Below are 15,089 nucleotides of genomic sequence, written 5' to 3'. Positions count from 1 at the left end.
CGCGCGGCGATCAGTCGTGCGGCAGGGCGCGGTCCACCAGCGCCGCGACCACCGGAGCGAGGGTCTCGGCGTAGCTGACCGTGAGATGGTTGTCGTCGCGGTAGATCAGATCCTTGCGGTTGATCAGCGGGCAGCGCCGGTCGGTGCAGAACAGCGCGGTGAGATCGTCGTAGCGACCGCCCGCGGCGGTGGCCGCCGCGGCCTCGGCGGCGATGCCGGAATCGTTCACCGCCTCCGGCCGTGCCGGTGCGCACGCCAGGGCATCGTCCAGATGCGCCGACAGACAGGTCGGGACGGTGGTGTGCGGATCCGGAATCGGGCCCAGCACCAGGACCGTCGCCCCGGTCGCGCGCAACTGTCCGACCAGCCGACCGAGGCTGTCGATCCAGGCCGGGTCGTAGGAGACGAAGCCGAAGTCGCCGCCGTAGCGCCGGGACATGCTCAGCACGATCAGCCGGGGATGTTCGGCCCGCAACCGGTCGAGTACCAGCGGCCGCCACTGCTCGCATTCGGTGTACTCGCGGCCCAGATAGGGGCTGGTGATGGGCAGGTCCATCAGCGGGCAGGTGACCTTGCTCATCGTCTCCAGCCGCCAATGCCGTTGCGTCGCGATCCTTTCCAGGGCCGGATGCCACATGGCCGCGTGCGAGTCGCCGACCAGCGCGACGGTGGTGGCCGAATCGGGGTCGCCGGAGACGCATTCGGGTTGGCCGTGATCGCGCCAGGATCGGACGCAGCCGTTGACGAACACATCGGCTTTGTCGCCCGGCGCGTCGGCCAGCGACGGAGTGAGATTGGAAGGGACCGAACGGGTCTCGGCCGAGGCGGAGATCGCCGCCCGCACCTGCGCGGTGAGCTGCCGGACGGTGGCGTCGGCCGGATCCTCGGCGGGGGAGCCGGCCGCGCGGGGCGCCGACAGCACGGTCAGCGCCTCGGCCGCCGCACCGTGTCCGACCGGCACCGGCACGACGACCAGCAGGGCCAGCGCCGCGGATCCGGCCGCCGCGGTCACCGCGCCACCGAGGCCGAGACTGCGCACGGCCGAGCGCCGCAGCGGGGCGGCGAAGCGGATCGGATTCTCCACCAGCTGCAGCGTCAGCATGGCCAGCCCGGCCGCGATCAGGACCGCGCCCGCCGCGCCCGCCGTCCCGAGCGGATGCCCGAGCGCGCGTGGGGCCAGTATCAGCACCGGCCAGTGCCACAGATACAGCGAATACGAGAGTCGACCGATCGCCCGCATCGGCGGCAGCGACAGCACCGCTCCCACCCCGAAACGCGCTGCGGCACAACCGGCGACGACGATCAGCGCCGCGCCCAGCACGGGCAGCAGCGCGGCCGTCCCGGGATACGGGGTCGCACCGCCCAAGCGGAGGACGGCCAGCCCGATCAGGCCCAGCCCGGCCCAGCCGAGCACGACGGCCAGCGTCGCGGGCAGCCGACGCCACGCCGGCACCGACAGCGCCACCAAACCACCGGCCGCCAGTTCCCAAGTCCGCGTCGGCAATCCGAAGAACGCCCACGGCGGCAGCGTGCGGGTCCACAGCAGCGACACCGTGAACGACAGCGCCGAAACAACGAGCAGGACGACGAGATACGGGACAGGGGAGGGCCGTCTTCTCGACCGTCGGACGATCCAGGCGGTGAGGATGATCAGCGCGGGCCACAGCAGATAGAACTGCTCCTCCACGGCCAGCGACCAGTAGTGCTGAAACGGCGACGGCGGCGCACCGGCATTGAGATAGTCCGTGCCCTGCGCCGCGAGCCGATAGTTGCCGACATACAGCGCACTGGCGATCGCGTCCCCGAGCACGGTGCGCGCCTGCAGCGGAGGCAACAGCGCCGCGGCGCCCACCGCGGTGGCCACCAGCACGAGCCCCGCCGCGGGCAGCAGCCGCCGCGCCCGCGCGCCGTAGAACCGGGTGAGCTCGATCGTGCCGCGCTCGGCCACCTGCCGCCACAGCATGCCGGTGATAAGGAAGCCGGAGATCACGAAGAAGACGTCGACGCCGACGAATCCGCCGCCGATGCCCGGCACACCCGCATGGAACAGCACCACCGCCAGCACCGCGACCGCGCGCAGGCCCTCGATATCCGGACGAAAACCCCGCCCGGGTGCGTCTGCTGCCATGGCAGGCATTGGGCCAAACACCTCCCGCCCGCGGCAACAGTCTTTAGCTGTACCTTCACTGGCCCGTCCGCCCGGAGCATTTGACCGGTCTGGCAAATTTGCCCGTTGCCACCCGGTCGAGCGGGGTTTACCGCAGACTGATCTCCTGGCGAGCGCCGTGCGAGGGCGGCGTTCTCACGCGGGAGCACGCATGACCGATACCCAGCCCCGATCCGATGACGAACGGCGCCTCGCCGAGCTCGGCTACAAACAGGAACTGGCCCGATCCTGGTCCGGATTCTCCAACTTCGCCATCAGTTTCACGATCGTGTCGATCCTGACCGGCGGGCTGGCCAGCTACGGCATCGGCCTGGCCAACGGCGGGCCGATCACCATGGCCTGGGGGTGGCCACTGGTCTCGGTGATGGTCCTGTTCGTCGGATTGGCCATGGCCGAACTGGCCTCCGCGTATCCGACCTCCGGCGGCCTGTACTGGTGGGCGGCGCAACTGGGCGGGCCGATCTGGGGCTGGTTCACCGGCTGGTTCAACCTGATCGGCCAGATCGCGGTGACCGCGGCCATCGATTACGGTGCGGCCATCTTCACCACCGCGGTGCTGAATGTGATCGGTATCGATATCGGCACCGACCGCACGGCGATCTTCCTGGTGTTCGCCGCCATCCTGGTGCTGCACGCGGTGCTGAACATCCTCGGCCCGCACCTGTCCGCGGTAATCAACAACATCTCGGCCTGGTGGCATGTGGGTGGGGTGCTGATCTTCGTGCTGGTGCTCGGCATCGGCGCGAAACACCATCAGAGCGTCGGCTTCGTCTTCACCGAGACCGTCGACAACAGCGCGGTCGGCTTCGGCGGCGTCGCGTTCAGCTTCCTGCTCGGTCTGCTGCACGCGCAGTACACCTTCACCGGCTACGACGCCTCGGCCCATATGTCGGAGGAGACCCACGACGCCGCCCGGATGGCGGCCAGGGGCATCATCAACACCATCCTGGTCTCGGCCGTCGCCGGATATCTGCTGATCATGGCGGTGACCTTCGCGATCCCGAATCTCGACGACGCGCTGGATCCGGCGAAGAACAGCGGCTATCCGGTGATCTACATTCTGGAGAATTCGTTGAGCGCGTTCTGGTCCGGCCTGCTGCTGATCATCGCCGCGCTCGCGCAGCTGTTCTGCGGCTACGCCTCGATCACCTCGGCGTCGCGGATGCTGTTCGCCTTCGCCCGCGACGGCGCGGTTCCGGGTTCGGCACTGTGGTCGCGGCTGTCGTCGCGTCAGGTGCCGGTCAACGCGGTGCTGTTCATCTCGTTCTTCGCCTTCGTGCTGCTCATCCCGTCGATGCTGGTGCCCGCCGCCAACGCGCCGACCGCCTATGCCGCCGCCACCTCGGTCGCGACCATCGGCCTCTACATCGCCTACGGCATCCCGGTGCTGCTGCGACAGTTGCACGGCGGCCGATTCCGCACCGGCCCCTGGCAACTCGGCTCCTGGTATCGGCCGATCGGGATCATCGCGCTGGTCTGGATCGCCTGCATCAGCCTGCTGTTCATCCTGCCCATGGACGATCGGGGCTATCCGTGGCACGACGAATTCACCTGGACCGCGGTCAATTACGCGCCGATCACGCTGGCCGCGGTGGTCGGCGCGATCGCGGTGTGGTGGTTCGTCTCGGCCCGGCGCTGGTTCACCGGGCCGCGGCGCACCGTCGAGGAGCCGGATTCCTAGAGCGGGGTCACATACGCCCCGGAGATGCCGCCGTCGACCAGGAACTGCGAGGCGGTGATGAAGGAGGAGTCGTCGCTGGCGAGAAAGGCGACGGCGGCGGCGATCTCCTCCGCCTCGGCGAAGCGGCCCAGCGGGATGTGCACCAGTCGGCGCGCGGCGCGTTCGGGATCCTTGGCGAACAGCTCCCGCAGCAGCGGGGTGTTCACCGGCCCGGGGCACAGCGCGTTGACCCGGATGCCCTGGCGGGCGAACTGCACGCCGAGCTCACGGCTGAGCGCCAGCACGCCGCCCTTGGAGGCGGTGTAGGAGATCTGCGAGGTGGCCGCGCCCATGACGGCGACGAAGGAGGCGGTATTGATCACCGAACCCTTGCCGCGCTCGAGCATCTGCCCGATGGCGTATTTACTGCACAGGTAGACCGAGGTCAGATTGACCTCCTGCACGCGCCGCCAGGCATCGATCCCGGTGGTGAGGATCGAATCGTCCTCCGGCGGTGAGATACCCGCGTTGTTGAATGCGACGTCCAGGCCGCCGTAGGTGTCGACCGCCGTCTGGAACAGCGCCTTCACCTGAGCCTCGTCGGTCACGTCGACCTTGACGTACAGCCCGCCCACCTCCGTCGCCGCGGCCTCGCCGGAGGTGGCGTCGATATCGGCGACCACGACCTTCGCCCCCTCGGCAGCGAAGCGGCGGACGGTGGCCAGGCCGATGCCGCTGCCGCCGCCGGTGACGACCGCCACGCGATCCTGTAAGCGCTGCACCATATCTCCTTCTGCTCGGATATCGGGAACTAGTCGGTGGCGATGAAGACGTTCTTGGTCTCGGTGAAGGCCTTGGCGGCGTCGGGGCCGAGTTCGCGACCCAGTCCGGACTGTTTGTATCCGCCGAACGGGGTCCAATACCGCACGGAGGAATGCGAATTCACCGACAGGTTCCCCGCCTCGACCCCGCGCGCGACGCGCAGCGCCCGGCCGACATCGGAGGTCCAGATCGAACCCGACAGCCCGTACTCGGTGTCATTGGCGATGCGCAGCGCGTCGGCCTCGTCCTCGAACGGCAGCACCGCCACCACCGGGCCGAACACTTCCTCGGTCACGACCCGGTCGTCGGGACCCGAGGGCAGCACCACCGTGGGCGGAAACCAGAATCCGGGACCGTCGGGCGCGGACCCGGTGAACGCGATCGTGGTCGACGGCGCGAGGAATTCGGCGACCCGCTCGCGGTGTGCCGCGGAGATCAGCGGCCCCATCTCGGTGGCCTCGTCAGCCGGATCGCCGACCCGTACACCCCGCACCGCCGGTTCCAGCAACTCCAGGAAGCGATCGAAGATACCGCGCTGCACCAGGATCCGGGAGCGGGCACAGCAGTCCTGTCCGGCATTGTCGAAGACGCCGTAGGGCGCGGTGGCCGCGGCCCGCTCGAGATCGGCGTCGGCGAAGACGATATTGGCGCTCTTGCCGCCCAATTCGAGGGTGACCCGCTTGACCTGTTCGGCACAGCCCGCCATGATCTGCCTGCCCACCTCGGTGGAGCCGGTGAACACCACCTTCCGGACCGCGGGATGGGTGACGAACCGCGCGCCGACGACCGAGCCGCGGCCCGGGATCACCTGGAAGACGTGCTCCGGCAGGCCCGCTTCCAGCGCCAGCTCGCCGAGCCGCAGGGCCGTCAGCGGGGTGAGCTCGGCGGGCTTGAGCACCACGGTGTTTCCCGCGGCGAGCGCCGGTGCGAAGCCCCAGGCCGCGATGGGCATGGGAAAGTTCCACGGCACGATGACACCGACCACGCCGAGCGGTTCGTGGAAGGTGATGTCGACCCCGCCCGCGACCGGAATCTGCTGGCCCAGCAACCGTTCCGGCAGTCCGGCGCTGTAGTGCAGCACATCGCGCACATTGCCCGCCTCCCAGCGGGCATTGCCGACGGTGTGACCGGCATTGGTCACCTCGAGCGCCGCCAACCGTTCCAGATCGGCGTCCACGGCCTCGGCGAAGCGGCGCAGCAGTCGCGCGCGATCACCCGGTGCGACGGCCCGCCAGGCGGGCAGCGCCCGCTCGGCCCGGGCGATGGCCGCGTCGGTGGCGGCCCGGTCGGCCAATTCCACTGTGGCCACGACCTTTTCGGTCGCGGGGTTGACGACCTTCGTCGTTGTCACCGATTGCGCTCCCTTCCGTATCGTGCTGCCTGCTCCACCAGCGCCCGCATCAGCCGCTGATCGGTCGCGTTCTCCTCCGGATGCCACTGCACGCCGACCAGGAACGGCCCGGTGCGCGCCTCCACCGCCTCGATGGTGCCGTCCGCGGCGTGTGCCGAGGCGATCAGATCGGGGGCGAGGGTGTCGATCGCCTGATGGTGATGGCAGTGCGCCCGCACCTCGGGCCCGGCGATGGCGGCGACCCGGCTGCCCGGCAGCGTCGCGACGGTGGTGACCCCGAAGACGCCGGGAGTGTGCGAGTGATCGCGGTGGCCGAGCACGTCCGGAAGATGTTGCAGCAGCGTACCGCCCAGGGCGACGTTCACCAGTTGCAGTCCCCGGCAGATCGCCAGCACCGGCAGACCCGCGTCGCGGGCCAGTTCGAACAGGCCGAATTCGGATTCGTCGCGATCGGGCCGGGTGCGGGTCGCCGGATGCGGCGCGGCGCGGTAACGGGCGGGATCGAGATCGGCCCCGCCGGTCAGGACGAGTCCGTCCAACCGCGCCACCAGCTCCGCGCGCGCGGTTCCGGTGGGCGGGAGCAGCACCGGAATACCGCCCGCCCGCGCGGTCGTATCGACATAGGTGCGCGGCAGCACGGCGCTGTCGACGTCCCAGTGTCCGAAGCGGGTGCGTTCGCAGTAGGTGGGCAGGCCGATCACCGGCCGCGGGGCGTCAGAGTCGCTCGAAGCCACGGATTCGCTCCCAATCCGTCACCGCGGCATCGTAGGCGTCCAGCTCGACCTGCGCCGCATTGCGGTAGTGCCGCACCACCTCCTCGCCGAAGGCCGCCCTGGCGACCTTGCTCTCGCCGAACAGCCGCGCGGCCTCGCGCAGGGTGCGCGGCACCCGCGGCCGCTGCGAGCGGTAGGCGTTGCCGTGGAACTCCGGCTCCAGCGGCAGCCGATGTTCGATGCCGTGCAGCCCGGCCGCGATCGACGCGGCCACGGCCAGATACGGATTCACATCGCCGCCGGGGACGCGGTTCTCCATGCGCAGGGAGGGCCCGTGCCCGACCACCCGCAGCGCACACGTCCGGTTGTCGCGTCCCCACGCCACCGCCGTGGGTGCGAAGCTACCGGCCTGGAAGCGCTTGTAGGAGTTGATGTTCGGGGCCAGCAGGAAGGTGAGCTCGCGCAGGCAGTCCAGCTGGCCGGCGATGAAGTGTCGCAGCAGCGCCGATGCGCCGTCGGCATCGTCTCCCGCGAACACCGGCGCCCCCGCCGCGTCGCGCAGGCTGATATGAATGTGGCAGGAATTGCCTTCGCGCTCATTGTATTTCGCCATGAAGGTGATGCTGCGCCCCTCCTGCGCGGCGATCTCCTTGGCGCCGGTCTTGTAGATGCTGTGGTTGTCGCAGGTCACCAGCGCCTCGTCGTAGCGGAAGGCGATCTCGTGCTGGCCGGGATTGCATTCGCCCTTCGCCGACTCGACATACATTCCGGCGCCGGACATCTCGTTGCGGATGCGGCGCAGCAGCGGTTCGATGCGGGCGGTGCCGAGCATGGAGTAGTCGACGTTGTACTGATTGGCGGGGGTGAGGTCGCGGTAGCCGCGGCGGAACGCCTGCTCGTAGGTGTCGTCGAAGACCAGGAATTCCAGTTCGGTGCCGACGTAGGCGCGCAGGCCGTGCTCGGCCAGCCGGTCGAGCTGGGCGCGCAGCACCTGCCGCGGCGATACCGCCACCGGCTTGCCGTGCGGTGTCACATGTTCCACATCGCACAGGACCAGCGCGGTGCCGGGCCACCACGGCACCAGCCGCAGGGTGGTGAGGTCCGGGCGCAGCACGAAATCCCCGTACCCGGTGTCCCACGAGGACATCTCGTACCCGTCGACCGTCGTCATCTCCACGTCGACCGCGAGCAGATAGTCGCACGCCTCGGTGGCCCGATCGATCACCTCGTCCACGAAGTAGCGCGCCGAACAACGCTTTCCCTGCAACCGGCCCTGCATATCGGTCATGGCGACCAGCACCGTATCCAGCTTGCCCGCCTCGACCAGCCCCACCAGCTCCGCAACACTCAGCATCCCGGCTCGCATCACGACCCCTCTCGGACATCGACATGATCAACGTAGGCGACGCGGGGTCCCGCGCGTGCCCGAATGCGCGAGGAGATGTTCAGCGCAGGATGGTCTTGCCGCGCATAAGGAATCCGCCCAGGTAGTCGTCGTGCGGCAGCCCGGGCCGCATCCAGGTGGTGGGGTGTGCGCCGAGGTGGACGTTGGCGATCGTCGGGTCGGCCACCAGCGCGTCGATGAGATCCTCGTCGGTGGTGCACGCGGTGAGCACGAGCGTGTCGCGCAGCGGCGCGATTCCGGCCGCGCGGGTCCACGGTGCGATCCAGGCGCAGGGGAACGGCAGTTCCGCGCCGAGTTGCTCGGCGCGCGGGTCGTCGAGCTGGTGCACCGCCGGGCGCAGGACCGCGCTGCCGTCGCCGAGATCGGCGACGATGCCGTCGCCGCCGAGCCAGGCCCGAGCGGTCCCGGCTCGCTGCCGCAGGTGCTGTTCCCAGCGCCGGGCCGTCTCGATCGGTTGCACGGGCAGCGCCGCGTTGTCGTCGGTCGCGGGCAGGCTCGGCAATGCGGCGAGACGCTCGGATACGGCCGCGGCCACCGCGGCGACATCGCCCTCGACGAATATGCCGGTGGCATTGACGCATCCGACCCCGCCCCCGCCGCCGATCGAGGTCACGAGCATGTCGACCAGCGGCTCCCAGTCGGTGTCGGCGGTGATCAGGATCTTGGAGCGCCCGGGCCCCTGCGGCAGGATGCGCCGATCGCCCGCGTATTTGCGGACCACGTCGTCGCCGCCGTAGACCATGCCCAGATCGGCCTGCCGCAGTATCTCGTCGGCCGCGTCGTGATCGGTGGGCAGCAGCACGAGGCGATCGTCACCGATTCCGGCCGCGCGCAGCGCGCTGATCAGCCGGTGCGGGGTGAACGGCTCGCGGCGCGAGGGACGTACGGCGATCCGATAGCCGAGGGCCAGCGCCTCCAGCCAACCCTGATGCACCGCGGGGTGATTGCCCGCCGCGTGCACGGCGAAGACCTCGCCGCGCCGGGTCCAGACCGCCCGCCCGGCGCGGGTCAGCGGGTCGCGCCACCCGTCCACCGCACCGATCGGGCGGGCATTGTGCACGAAGTGACCCACGCGCCGGGCGGCCCGCGCGATCGCGTCGGTGGCCTCGCGCACCACCGTGATCGGGACTCCGGCGACGGCCGCGACGGTGTGCTGGTACTCGTGCACGGTCACCCCGGCGATCGGCTCGGTGGCGAACGCCTCACCCGCCCGGGCAATGGCCGCGAGCCGTTCGTCGGCGGGCAGGGTCGTGGCGCGGTGCAGCGCCGACATGGTGCGGGTGAGGTAGAGCGGGGGAGCGAGACTCAGTGTCGCCGTGGGGTTTCCGGTGACGTCGTGGAGGGTTTCCTGGCGGCGCGAGCGGTAGGGTCCGCCGGGGCCGAGCGCGTCCAGTCGCAGCATCAGTACACCCCCTCGATCACCGCGGCGCCGCCGAAGTTCGCGACGGGGGCGACCTCGGCGACGGAATCGCCGAATCCGCCCGGCGGCGGTGGGACTCGCACGGCGGTATCGCGCTCGGTGTTGTTGACCAGCAGGGCGGTTCGGCTCAGATAGTGCATCACCACCCGGCCTCGTTCGCCGTAGCCGACGGTGTGCCCGGTGTTCGGATCGACCACGCGGAAGGTGGTGTACGGACCGAAGGTGTCGAATACGCACGGCTCCTCGACGTCGAGGCCCGGCCGTTCGACGGCCGCGCCGAGAATCATGGTGCTGCCGTAGACCCCGATCAGCCTCGCCGCCGGGAAGACCTCGTCGCGCAGCAGGTCGCGGGTGTCGGCGTCCAGGTGCGCACCGCCCCACACGATGGTCCGAACCTTTCGGTTCACCAGTTCGACCAGGTCATCGTGGCGCGCGAGGCGTTGCAGCAGCGGCGGAGTGGAGACGAGCGCGCCGACGTCCTGGCCCCGCAGAATGTGCCCCATCTGCTCGACGAGGTGATCGGTGTAGTCGTCGGCCACATCGGTGCGGCCGCTCGCGATCAGCCGCTTGACCCAGCGCGGATCGAGATCGATGGTGAGGGTCAGCCCGCCCCGGGCGGCGGCCAGGGCGGCCATCGTCGCCCCGATGCCGTGCGGTCCGCTGGGGATCGCGTTGAGCCAGTCGATATTTCGTGGCACACCCAGCGCGTCGAAGCGCCCGTCGAGCCACTCGACGGCCCGGCGCTCCCAGTCCGCGGTGGACACCACGCGCTTCGGCTGCCCCGTGGTGCCGCCGCTTTCGTACACCCTGGCCCCGTGGTTGTCGCCGAATCCGCGCGGAATCAGCTTGCGGACCGGAATATCGCGCAGTTCGTCCACGACGTTCGGGAACCTCACCAGATCGTCGAAGCCGCGGATGTCGCGCAGCGGATCGAAGCCCAGCGTCTCGGCCCGCCGCAGCCAGAACGGTGAGCCGGTCGCCGGGTCGAAATGCCACCGCATCATCTCGCGGACGAATGCGTCGCCCTCGTGCTCGGCCATGAAAAGCCCTCTCGCAGAGTCTGTTTCGTTGTCCTTTCGACGCTAGGCCGGGTTTTTCATGCCGTCCAAGACCAGATCGCTCATGTATTGATGCCTCACCGGTTATGAGATGATCGGAATCGTGGATCTGCTGGCGCTGCGCTATTTCCAGGTCGTCGCGCGCTTCGAGCACATCAGCCGGGCCGCCGCGGAGCTGCGGGTGGCGCAGCCGTCGCTGAGCCGCACCATCGCCCGACTCGAGGCCGAACTCGGGGTGCCGCTGTTCGATCGGCAGGGCCGCCACATCCGACTCAACCGCTTCGGCGCGGCCTATCTGCGCCGGGTCGATCGCGCGTTGGCCGAACTCGACGACGCCCGAACCGAACTCGCCGATGCGGCCGGGCTGGCCCGCGGTATCGTGGCGGTCGCCTCGGAGACCCTGCTCTCGCTCACCGATCTCGTCGCCGACTTCCGCGCTCGCCACCCCGCGGTCTCGATCCAGCTGCATCAGTCCACCGCCGAGCGCATGGCCCAGCAGTTGGCCGCCCGCGAGGTGGATCTGTGCCTGGCCTCCCAGCCGATCGCCGGACCCGCACTGCGCGCGGTCGAGTTGGTCCGAGAGGAGGTTCTGCTCGTCGTGCCGCCCGCGCATCCGCTCGCCGCCCGGCGTCGAGTAGCGATCGAGGAGCTGGCCGACGAACCGGTCGTGACCACCCGGCCGGGCTATTGGCAGCGCGCGCTCACCGACCGGCTGTTCGCCGCGGCCGGGCGTACCCCGAATGTGGTGGTGGAGGGCGACGAACTGGCCGCCGTGCAGCCGCTGGTGCACGCCGGTCTCGGCGTCGGGCTGATCCCCGAGATGTCCCGCCGCGCGGGCGGGCACCCGGCCGTCGGCTGGCTGCGCGTCGACGATCCCGGCTGCCAGCGCACGCTGCGCCTGGTCTGGCGCGAGGACGCCTATTCGTCCGGCGCCGCAGCGCGTTTCCGCGACCTGGTCATCGCCCGGTACCGCGATCCAGCGCCGCGCACAGCGCCCTGACCCCGTCCGCATCGGTCGCGAACCGGTCGAAGCCGTCGGGCACACCGACACCGGCGAACGACACCGTCCCAGGATCGGCCCCGCGCACCGGCGTCCGCACCGCGGCGTGAATGTCGCGCACCCCGGTCGCGGCGACGATCTCGCGCGCGCCGGCGGCCCGGATGCCGCCGCAGGCCATGATCGCGATGCGGCCGTCGGCCTGCGCCACCAGGCGGGCGATCGTCGCCGCGCCGTCCACCGCCGAGCGCTGTGCCCCGGAGGTCAGCACCCGGGTGAAGCCGAGGGCGATCGCCTGATCCAGGACCCGATGCGGGGACGCGCTCGCGTCGATGGCCCGATGCAGGGTGACCGACCTGCCCGCGGCGGCCTCGATCAGCGCCGCACACGCGGCCGTATCGAGCAATCCATCCGCACCGAGCGCGCCGACGACCACCCCGTGCGTCCCGGCTCGGACGGCGGCTCGCACATCCGACACCATCACCGAGACTTCGTCGGGCTCATAACGAAAATCGCCCGGCCGCGGTCGAATCAGCGGATGCACCTCCACGTTTCCCGCCAGGCGCAGGGCCACCTCGATCAGCCCCTGGCTCGGCGTCAGCCCGCCCTCCGCCAACGCCCCGCACAGCTCCACCCGGTCCGCGCCGCAGCGCGCCGCCACCTCGACCCCGGCGATCGACTCGACACTGATCTCCACCCGCACATCGCGCATTCCTCTACCGATACCGGACGCGATCTCGAGCCGGGTTCAGCAGCTCGCCGGAGTCCGGGTCGAACAGCAGAATGCGGCCGGGCTCGGCCACGGCGGTGAGCGCATCGCCCACCGCGGGTTCCTCCGACTCGGGCACGGTGACGCCGAGTTGTACGCCCTCGGCGCAGTCCAGCACGACCAGCGCTGTGACACCGAGGTTTTCCACGACCGATACCCGGCCCCGGAATCCGTCGGCGTCGGGGCGCAGCCGCAGATACTCCGGCCGGATGCCGACCGTGATCGCGCTGCCGTCGGCCCGGTCGATACCGCCGGGCAGCGCCAGGACGGCGCCCGCGACCTCGACACCGGCCGCGGTGATGCGCCCGGGCAGCTGATTCATTGGCGTCGAGCCGATGAAATTGGCGACGAAGGTGTCGGCGGGATACTGGAAGATCTCGCGCGGTGTGCCGATCTGACGCAGCCGCCCCGATTCCAGCACGGCGATGCGGTCGGCCACGGCGAGCGCCTCGGCCTGATCATGGGTGACGAATACCGTCGTCACCGCGAGTTCGCGCTGCAGCCGCTTGAGGAAGGTCCGTGCCTCCAGCCGCAATCGGGCATCCAGATTCGACAGCGGCTCGTCGAGCAGCAGCACCTGCGCGCCCATGGCGATCGCCCGGGCCAGCGCCACCCGCTGCTGCTGACCGCCCGACAGCTGCGCGGGGCGGCGATCGAGCAGGCCCGAGAGGCTGAGTTCGGCGCCGGTCTGCTCGGCCACCGCCTGTCGGCGCGCCCGGCCGGTGCGGCGCACGCGCAGCGGATAGGCGATGTTCTCGGCGACGGTCATATGCGGAAACAGCGCATAGTCCTGAAACACCATGGCCACATTGCGCCGTGCGGGCTCGAGCGCGCTCACCTCGCGGTCGCCGACGACGATGCTGCCTCCGGTGGCCCGCTCCAGCCCGGCGAGGGTACGCAGCAGCGTCGTCTTGCCACAGCCCGAGGGACCGAGCAGCGCGAAGAATTCGCCGTCGGCAATCGTCAGGCTGAGCTCGTCCAGCGCGCGGACCTCGTTCGGGTACACCACCGACAGCCCGCGGATCTCGATGCCTGCCATCAGCCCTTGATCCCTCCGTGGAAGCGAAATCCGTAGCGCCGGTTCACCAGCAGGAACAGCACCACCACCGGGATCGAGTACAGCAGCGAGAACACCGGCAGCGCGCGCAGATCCGCCGCGCCGCCCTCGTTCTGCATGGTGTGGACGATGACCGCGGCCGGTTGTCTGTCGGTGTCCAGCAGCAGCAGGAACGGCAGCAGGAAGTTGCCCCAGGCATTCACGAACGACCAGACCAGAATGGTCGCGATCCCGGGCCGGGCGATCGGCAGCACCACCTGGGTGAGCACCTGCCCCGGCGAGGCGCCGAACACCCGCGCCGACTCCTCGTAGGACGAGGGCACCGAGTCGATGAAGTCCTTCAACATGAAGATGGCCGCGGGCAGCAGCCCACCGGACAGCACGACCGCCGTGCCCAGCCGCGAATTGATCAGGCCCAGTTGGTACATCATGAGAAACAGCGGCACCATCGCCGCCGTCCCGGTCACCACGCTGGACAGCAACAGCAGCACGTACAGCACCGCCCCGCGCCCCGGAATCCGCACCCGCGACAGCACATACGCCGCCAGCGCCGCCAGCGTGACGGTGATCGCGGTGCTCACCCCGCACAGGATCAGCGAATTGACCAGGGATCGAACGACGTTCGGATTGTCCAGCGTGGCCGCGAGATTGGCGGTGGTCCAGCGCGGCCAGCGCACGGTCAGCCCCGGGTCGCGATCGAACGGCGCGGTCGCCAGCCACAGCATGGGCAGTGCGAAGAACATCAGCACCACCGAGATCAGCGTGTAGAAGCCGATCCGGCCCAGCACCCAGCGCGGAGTCACGTGCGCCTCCTGAGCAGTCGCAGATACAGCACGGCGATCACGAGATTCACCGCCAGCAGGATCGCCGAGACAGCCGCGGCGTAGCCGAGCTGATCACCGATCAGTGCCTGGTCGTAGATGAAGACCGGCAGCACTTCCGAGGCGTGGTTGGGTCCGCCCGCGGTGAGCAGATACGGCGTGAAGTCGTTGGCGGTCCACAGGGTGATCAGCAGCGTATTGGTCAGCACATGGCCCCGGATGTGCGGGAAGACCACATCTTTGAGCAGCCGCAGCCCGCGCGCCCCGCACAGCCTCGCCATCTCCAGCTGCGCGGGCGGCACCGTGGCCAGCGCGGAACTGTAGAGCATCATCGAGAACGCGGTACCGCGCCAGGTGTTGAAGACGATCAGCGCGAGCATCGGATAGTCGATCAACCAGGCCGTGGCATGGTTGCCCAGCACCGTGTTCAGCGTGCCGGACTTCTGCTCCAGCAGCGCGTACCAGAGGAAGGCCACGACGGTGCTCGGCAGGATCCAGGCCAGCAGGACCAGCCCCTGCGTGGCGGTGCGCACCGGCTTGGCGGCCCGGGGCAGCGCCCAGGCCAGCAGGAAGCCGAGCAGGTTCTGCCCGATCACCGCGGATCCGGCCACATAGAGCACGGTCAGCCAGAGCGCGTTGTGGAAGCCCGGATCGCGCAGCGCCTTGGTGACATTGCCGGTGCCGACATTGTTCGGCTGCACCGAATTCGGTCCCGCCAGTTCGTAATCGGTCGATCCGATGTACAGCGTCCACAGTGCCGGGAAGATTAGGAACACCCCGATGACGAGCACGGCGGGCGCGAGCAGGGCCAGCGCCCGGGGCGCGCCCAGCCCGGCGACATCGCGCACA

The 15,089-nt window shown here is 69.8% G+C and carries 13 protein-coding genes; 2 read left to right on the top strand and 11 right to left on the bottom strand.

Annotated elements, in window-relative coordinates; all coding sequences use genetic code 11:
* Positions 1-10: 10 nt before the first annotated feature.
* Positions 11-2,128, bottom strand: a complete 2,118-nt coding sequence (locus NDR87_RS13405) for an acyltransferase family protein (RefSeq protein WP_251912314.1) — start codon at positions 2,126-2,128, stop codon at positions 11-13.
* 190 nt (positions 2,129-2,318) lie between these two features.
* On the opposite strand from NDR87_RS13405, the gene NDR87_RS13400 reads away from it, so the two are divergent.
* Positions 2,319-3,848 (top strand): amino acid permease, encoded by a 1,530-nt coding sequence (locus NDR87_RS13400; RefSeq protein WP_251912316.1) that lies wholly within the window; start codon positions 2,319-2,321, stop codon positions 3,846-3,848.
* Here NDR87_RS13400 and NDR87_RS13395 read toward each other — a convergent pair.
* From NDR87_RS13395 to NDR87_RS13370, 6 genes are all read right to left on the bottom strand, one after another.
* Positions 3,845-4,612 carry a 3-oxoacyl-ACP reductase gene (locus NDR87_RS13395; protein ID WP_251912319.1) on the bottom strand — a complete coding sequence of 256 codons (768 nt, stop codon included), beginning with the start codon at positions 4,610-4,612 and terminating at the stop codon, positions 3,845-3,847. The genes NDR87_RS13400 and NDR87_RS13395 overlap by 4 nt on opposite strands.
* Before the next feature lie 26 nt (positions 4,613-4,638).
* Positions 4,639-6,000, bottom strand: coding sequence for an aldehyde dehydrogenase family protein (locus NDR87_RS13390; protein ID WP_251912320.1), 1,362 nt, complete (start codon positions 5,998-6,000; stop codon positions 4,639-4,641).
* Positions 5,997-6,734 carry a gamma-glutamyl-gamma-aminobutyrate hydrolase family protein gene (locus tag NDR87_RS13385; RefSeq protein WP_251912321.1) on the bottom strand — a complete coding sequence of 246 codons (738 nt, stop codon included), beginning with the start codon at positions 6,732-6,734 and terminating at the stop codon, positions 5,997-5,999. The genes NDR87_RS13390 and NDR87_RS13385 overlap by 4 nt, the downstream gene beginning before the upstream one ends.
* On the bottom strand, positions 6,715-8,067 hold the full coding sequence (locus NDR87_RS13380) for a glutamine synthetase family protein (protein ID WP_251912322.1): 1,353 nt from the start codon (positions 8,065-8,067) through the stop codon (positions 6,715-6,717). The genes NDR87_RS13385 and NDR87_RS13380 overlap by 20 nt, the downstream gene beginning before the upstream one ends.
* Positions 8,068-8,158: 91 nt before the next feature.
* Entirely contained in the window at positions 8,159-9,520 is a 1,362-nt protein-coding gene (locus NDR87_RS13375; RefSeq protein WP_251912324.1) for an aldehyde dehydrogenase family protein, read from the bottom strand.
* Positions 9,520-10,578 carry an AMP-binding protein gene (locus NDR87_RS13370; protein ID WP_251912327.1) on the bottom strand — a complete coding sequence of 353 codons (1,059 nt, stop codon included), beginning with the start codon at positions 10,576-10,578 and terminating at the stop codon, positions 9,520-9,522. Before NDR87_RS13370 ends, NDR87_RS13375 begins: the two co-directional genes overlap by 1 nt.
* A 109-nt stretch (positions 10,579-10,687) precedes the next feature.
* Here NDR87_RS13370 and NDR87_RS13365 point away from each other — a divergent pair, with 109 nt between their 5' ends.
* Positions 10,688-11,596: a LysR substrate-binding domain-containing protein gene (locus tag NDR87_RS13365; RefSeq protein ID WP_251912330.1), complete on the top strand. Its 909-nt coding sequence runs from the start codon at positions 10,688-10,690 to the stop codon at positions 11,594-11,596.
* Here NDR87_RS13365 and NDR87_RS13360 read toward each other — a convergent pair.
* The 4 genes from NDR87_RS13360 to NDR87_RS13345 are packed head-to-tail and all read right to left on the bottom strand — an operon-like array spanning position 11,553 to position 15,088.
* Positions 11,553-12,305: a copper homeostasis protein CutC gene (locus NDR87_RS13360; protein ID WP_251912332.1), complete on the bottom strand. Its 753-nt coding sequence runs from the start codon at positions 12,303-12,305 to the stop codon at positions 11,553-11,555. The two genes, NDR87_RS13365 and NDR87_RS13360, sit on opposite strands and share 44 nt — an antisense overlap.
* Before the next feature lie 4 nt (positions 12,306-12,309).
* Positions 12,310-13,401 (bottom strand): ABC transporter ATP-binding protein, encoded by a 1,092-nt coding sequence (locus NDR87_RS13355; protein WP_251912334.1) that lies wholly within the window; start codon positions 13,399-13,401, stop codon positions 12,310-12,312.
* Positions 13,401-14,222: a carbohydrate ABC transporter permease gene (locus NDR87_RS13350; RefSeq protein ID WP_251912337.1), complete on the bottom strand. Its 822-nt coding sequence runs from the start codon at positions 14,220-14,222 to the stop codon at positions 13,401-13,403. Before NDR87_RS13350 ends, NDR87_RS13355 begins: the two co-directional genes overlap by 1 nt.
* Positions 14,219-15,088, bottom strand: coding sequence for a carbohydrate ABC transporter permease (locus NDR87_RS13345; protein ID WP_251912338.1), 870 nt, complete (start codon positions 15,086-15,088; stop codon positions 14,219-14,221). The genes NDR87_RS13350 and NDR87_RS13345 overlap by 4 nt, the downstream gene beginning before the upstream one ends.
* Position 15,089 lies beyond the last annotated feature (1 nt).

Source organism: Nocardia sp. CDC159, from assembly GCF_023740735.1.
GTDB lineage: Bacteria > Actinomycetota > Actinomycetes > Mycobacteriales > Mycobacteriaceae > Nocardia > Nocardia pulmonis.
The sequence above is the reverse complement of the archived record's forward strand: the minus strand, read 5'-3'. Positions and strand labels throughout refer to the sequence as shown.

Bases quoted from the DNA above. Each gene is read 5' to 3' on its own strand.
- NDR87_RS13405 (WP_251912314.1), bottom strand. From the start codon at position 2,128: ATGGCAGCAGACGCACCCGGGCGGGGTTTTCGTCCGGATATCGAGGGC.
- NDR87_RS13400 (WP_251912316.1), top strand. From the start codon at position 2,319: ATGACCGATACCCAGCCCCGATCCGATGACGAACGGCGCCTCGCCGAG.
- NDR87_RS13395 (WP_251912319.1), bottom strand. From the start codon at position 4,612: ATGGTGCAGCGCTTACAGGATCGCGTGGCGGTCGTCACCGGCGGCGGC.
- NDR87_RS13380 (WP_251912322.1), bottom strand. From the start codon at position 8,067: ATGCTGAGTGTTGCGGAGCTGGTGGGGCTGGTCGAGGCGGGCAAGCTG.
- NDR87_RS13375 (WP_251912324.1), bottom strand. From the start codon at position 9,520: ATGCTGCGACTGGACGCGCTCGGCCCCGGCGGACCCTACCGCTCGCGC.
- NDR87_RS13370 (WP_251912327.1), bottom strand. From the start codon at position 10,578: ATGGCCGAGCACGAGGGCGACGCATTCGTCCGCGAGATGATGCGGTGG.
- NDR87_RS13365 (WP_251912330.1), top strand. From the start codon at position 10,688: ATGATCGGAATCGTGGATCTGCTGGCGCTGCGCTATTTCCAGGTCGTC.
- NDR87_RS13360 (WP_251912332.1), bottom strand. From the start codon at position 12,305: ATGCGCGATGTGCGGGTGGAGATCAGTGTCGAGTCGATCGCCGGGGTC.
- NDR87_RS13355 (WP_251912334.1), bottom strand. From the start codon at position 13,401: ATGGCAGGCATCGAGATCCGCGGGCTGTCGGTGGTGTACCCGAACGAG.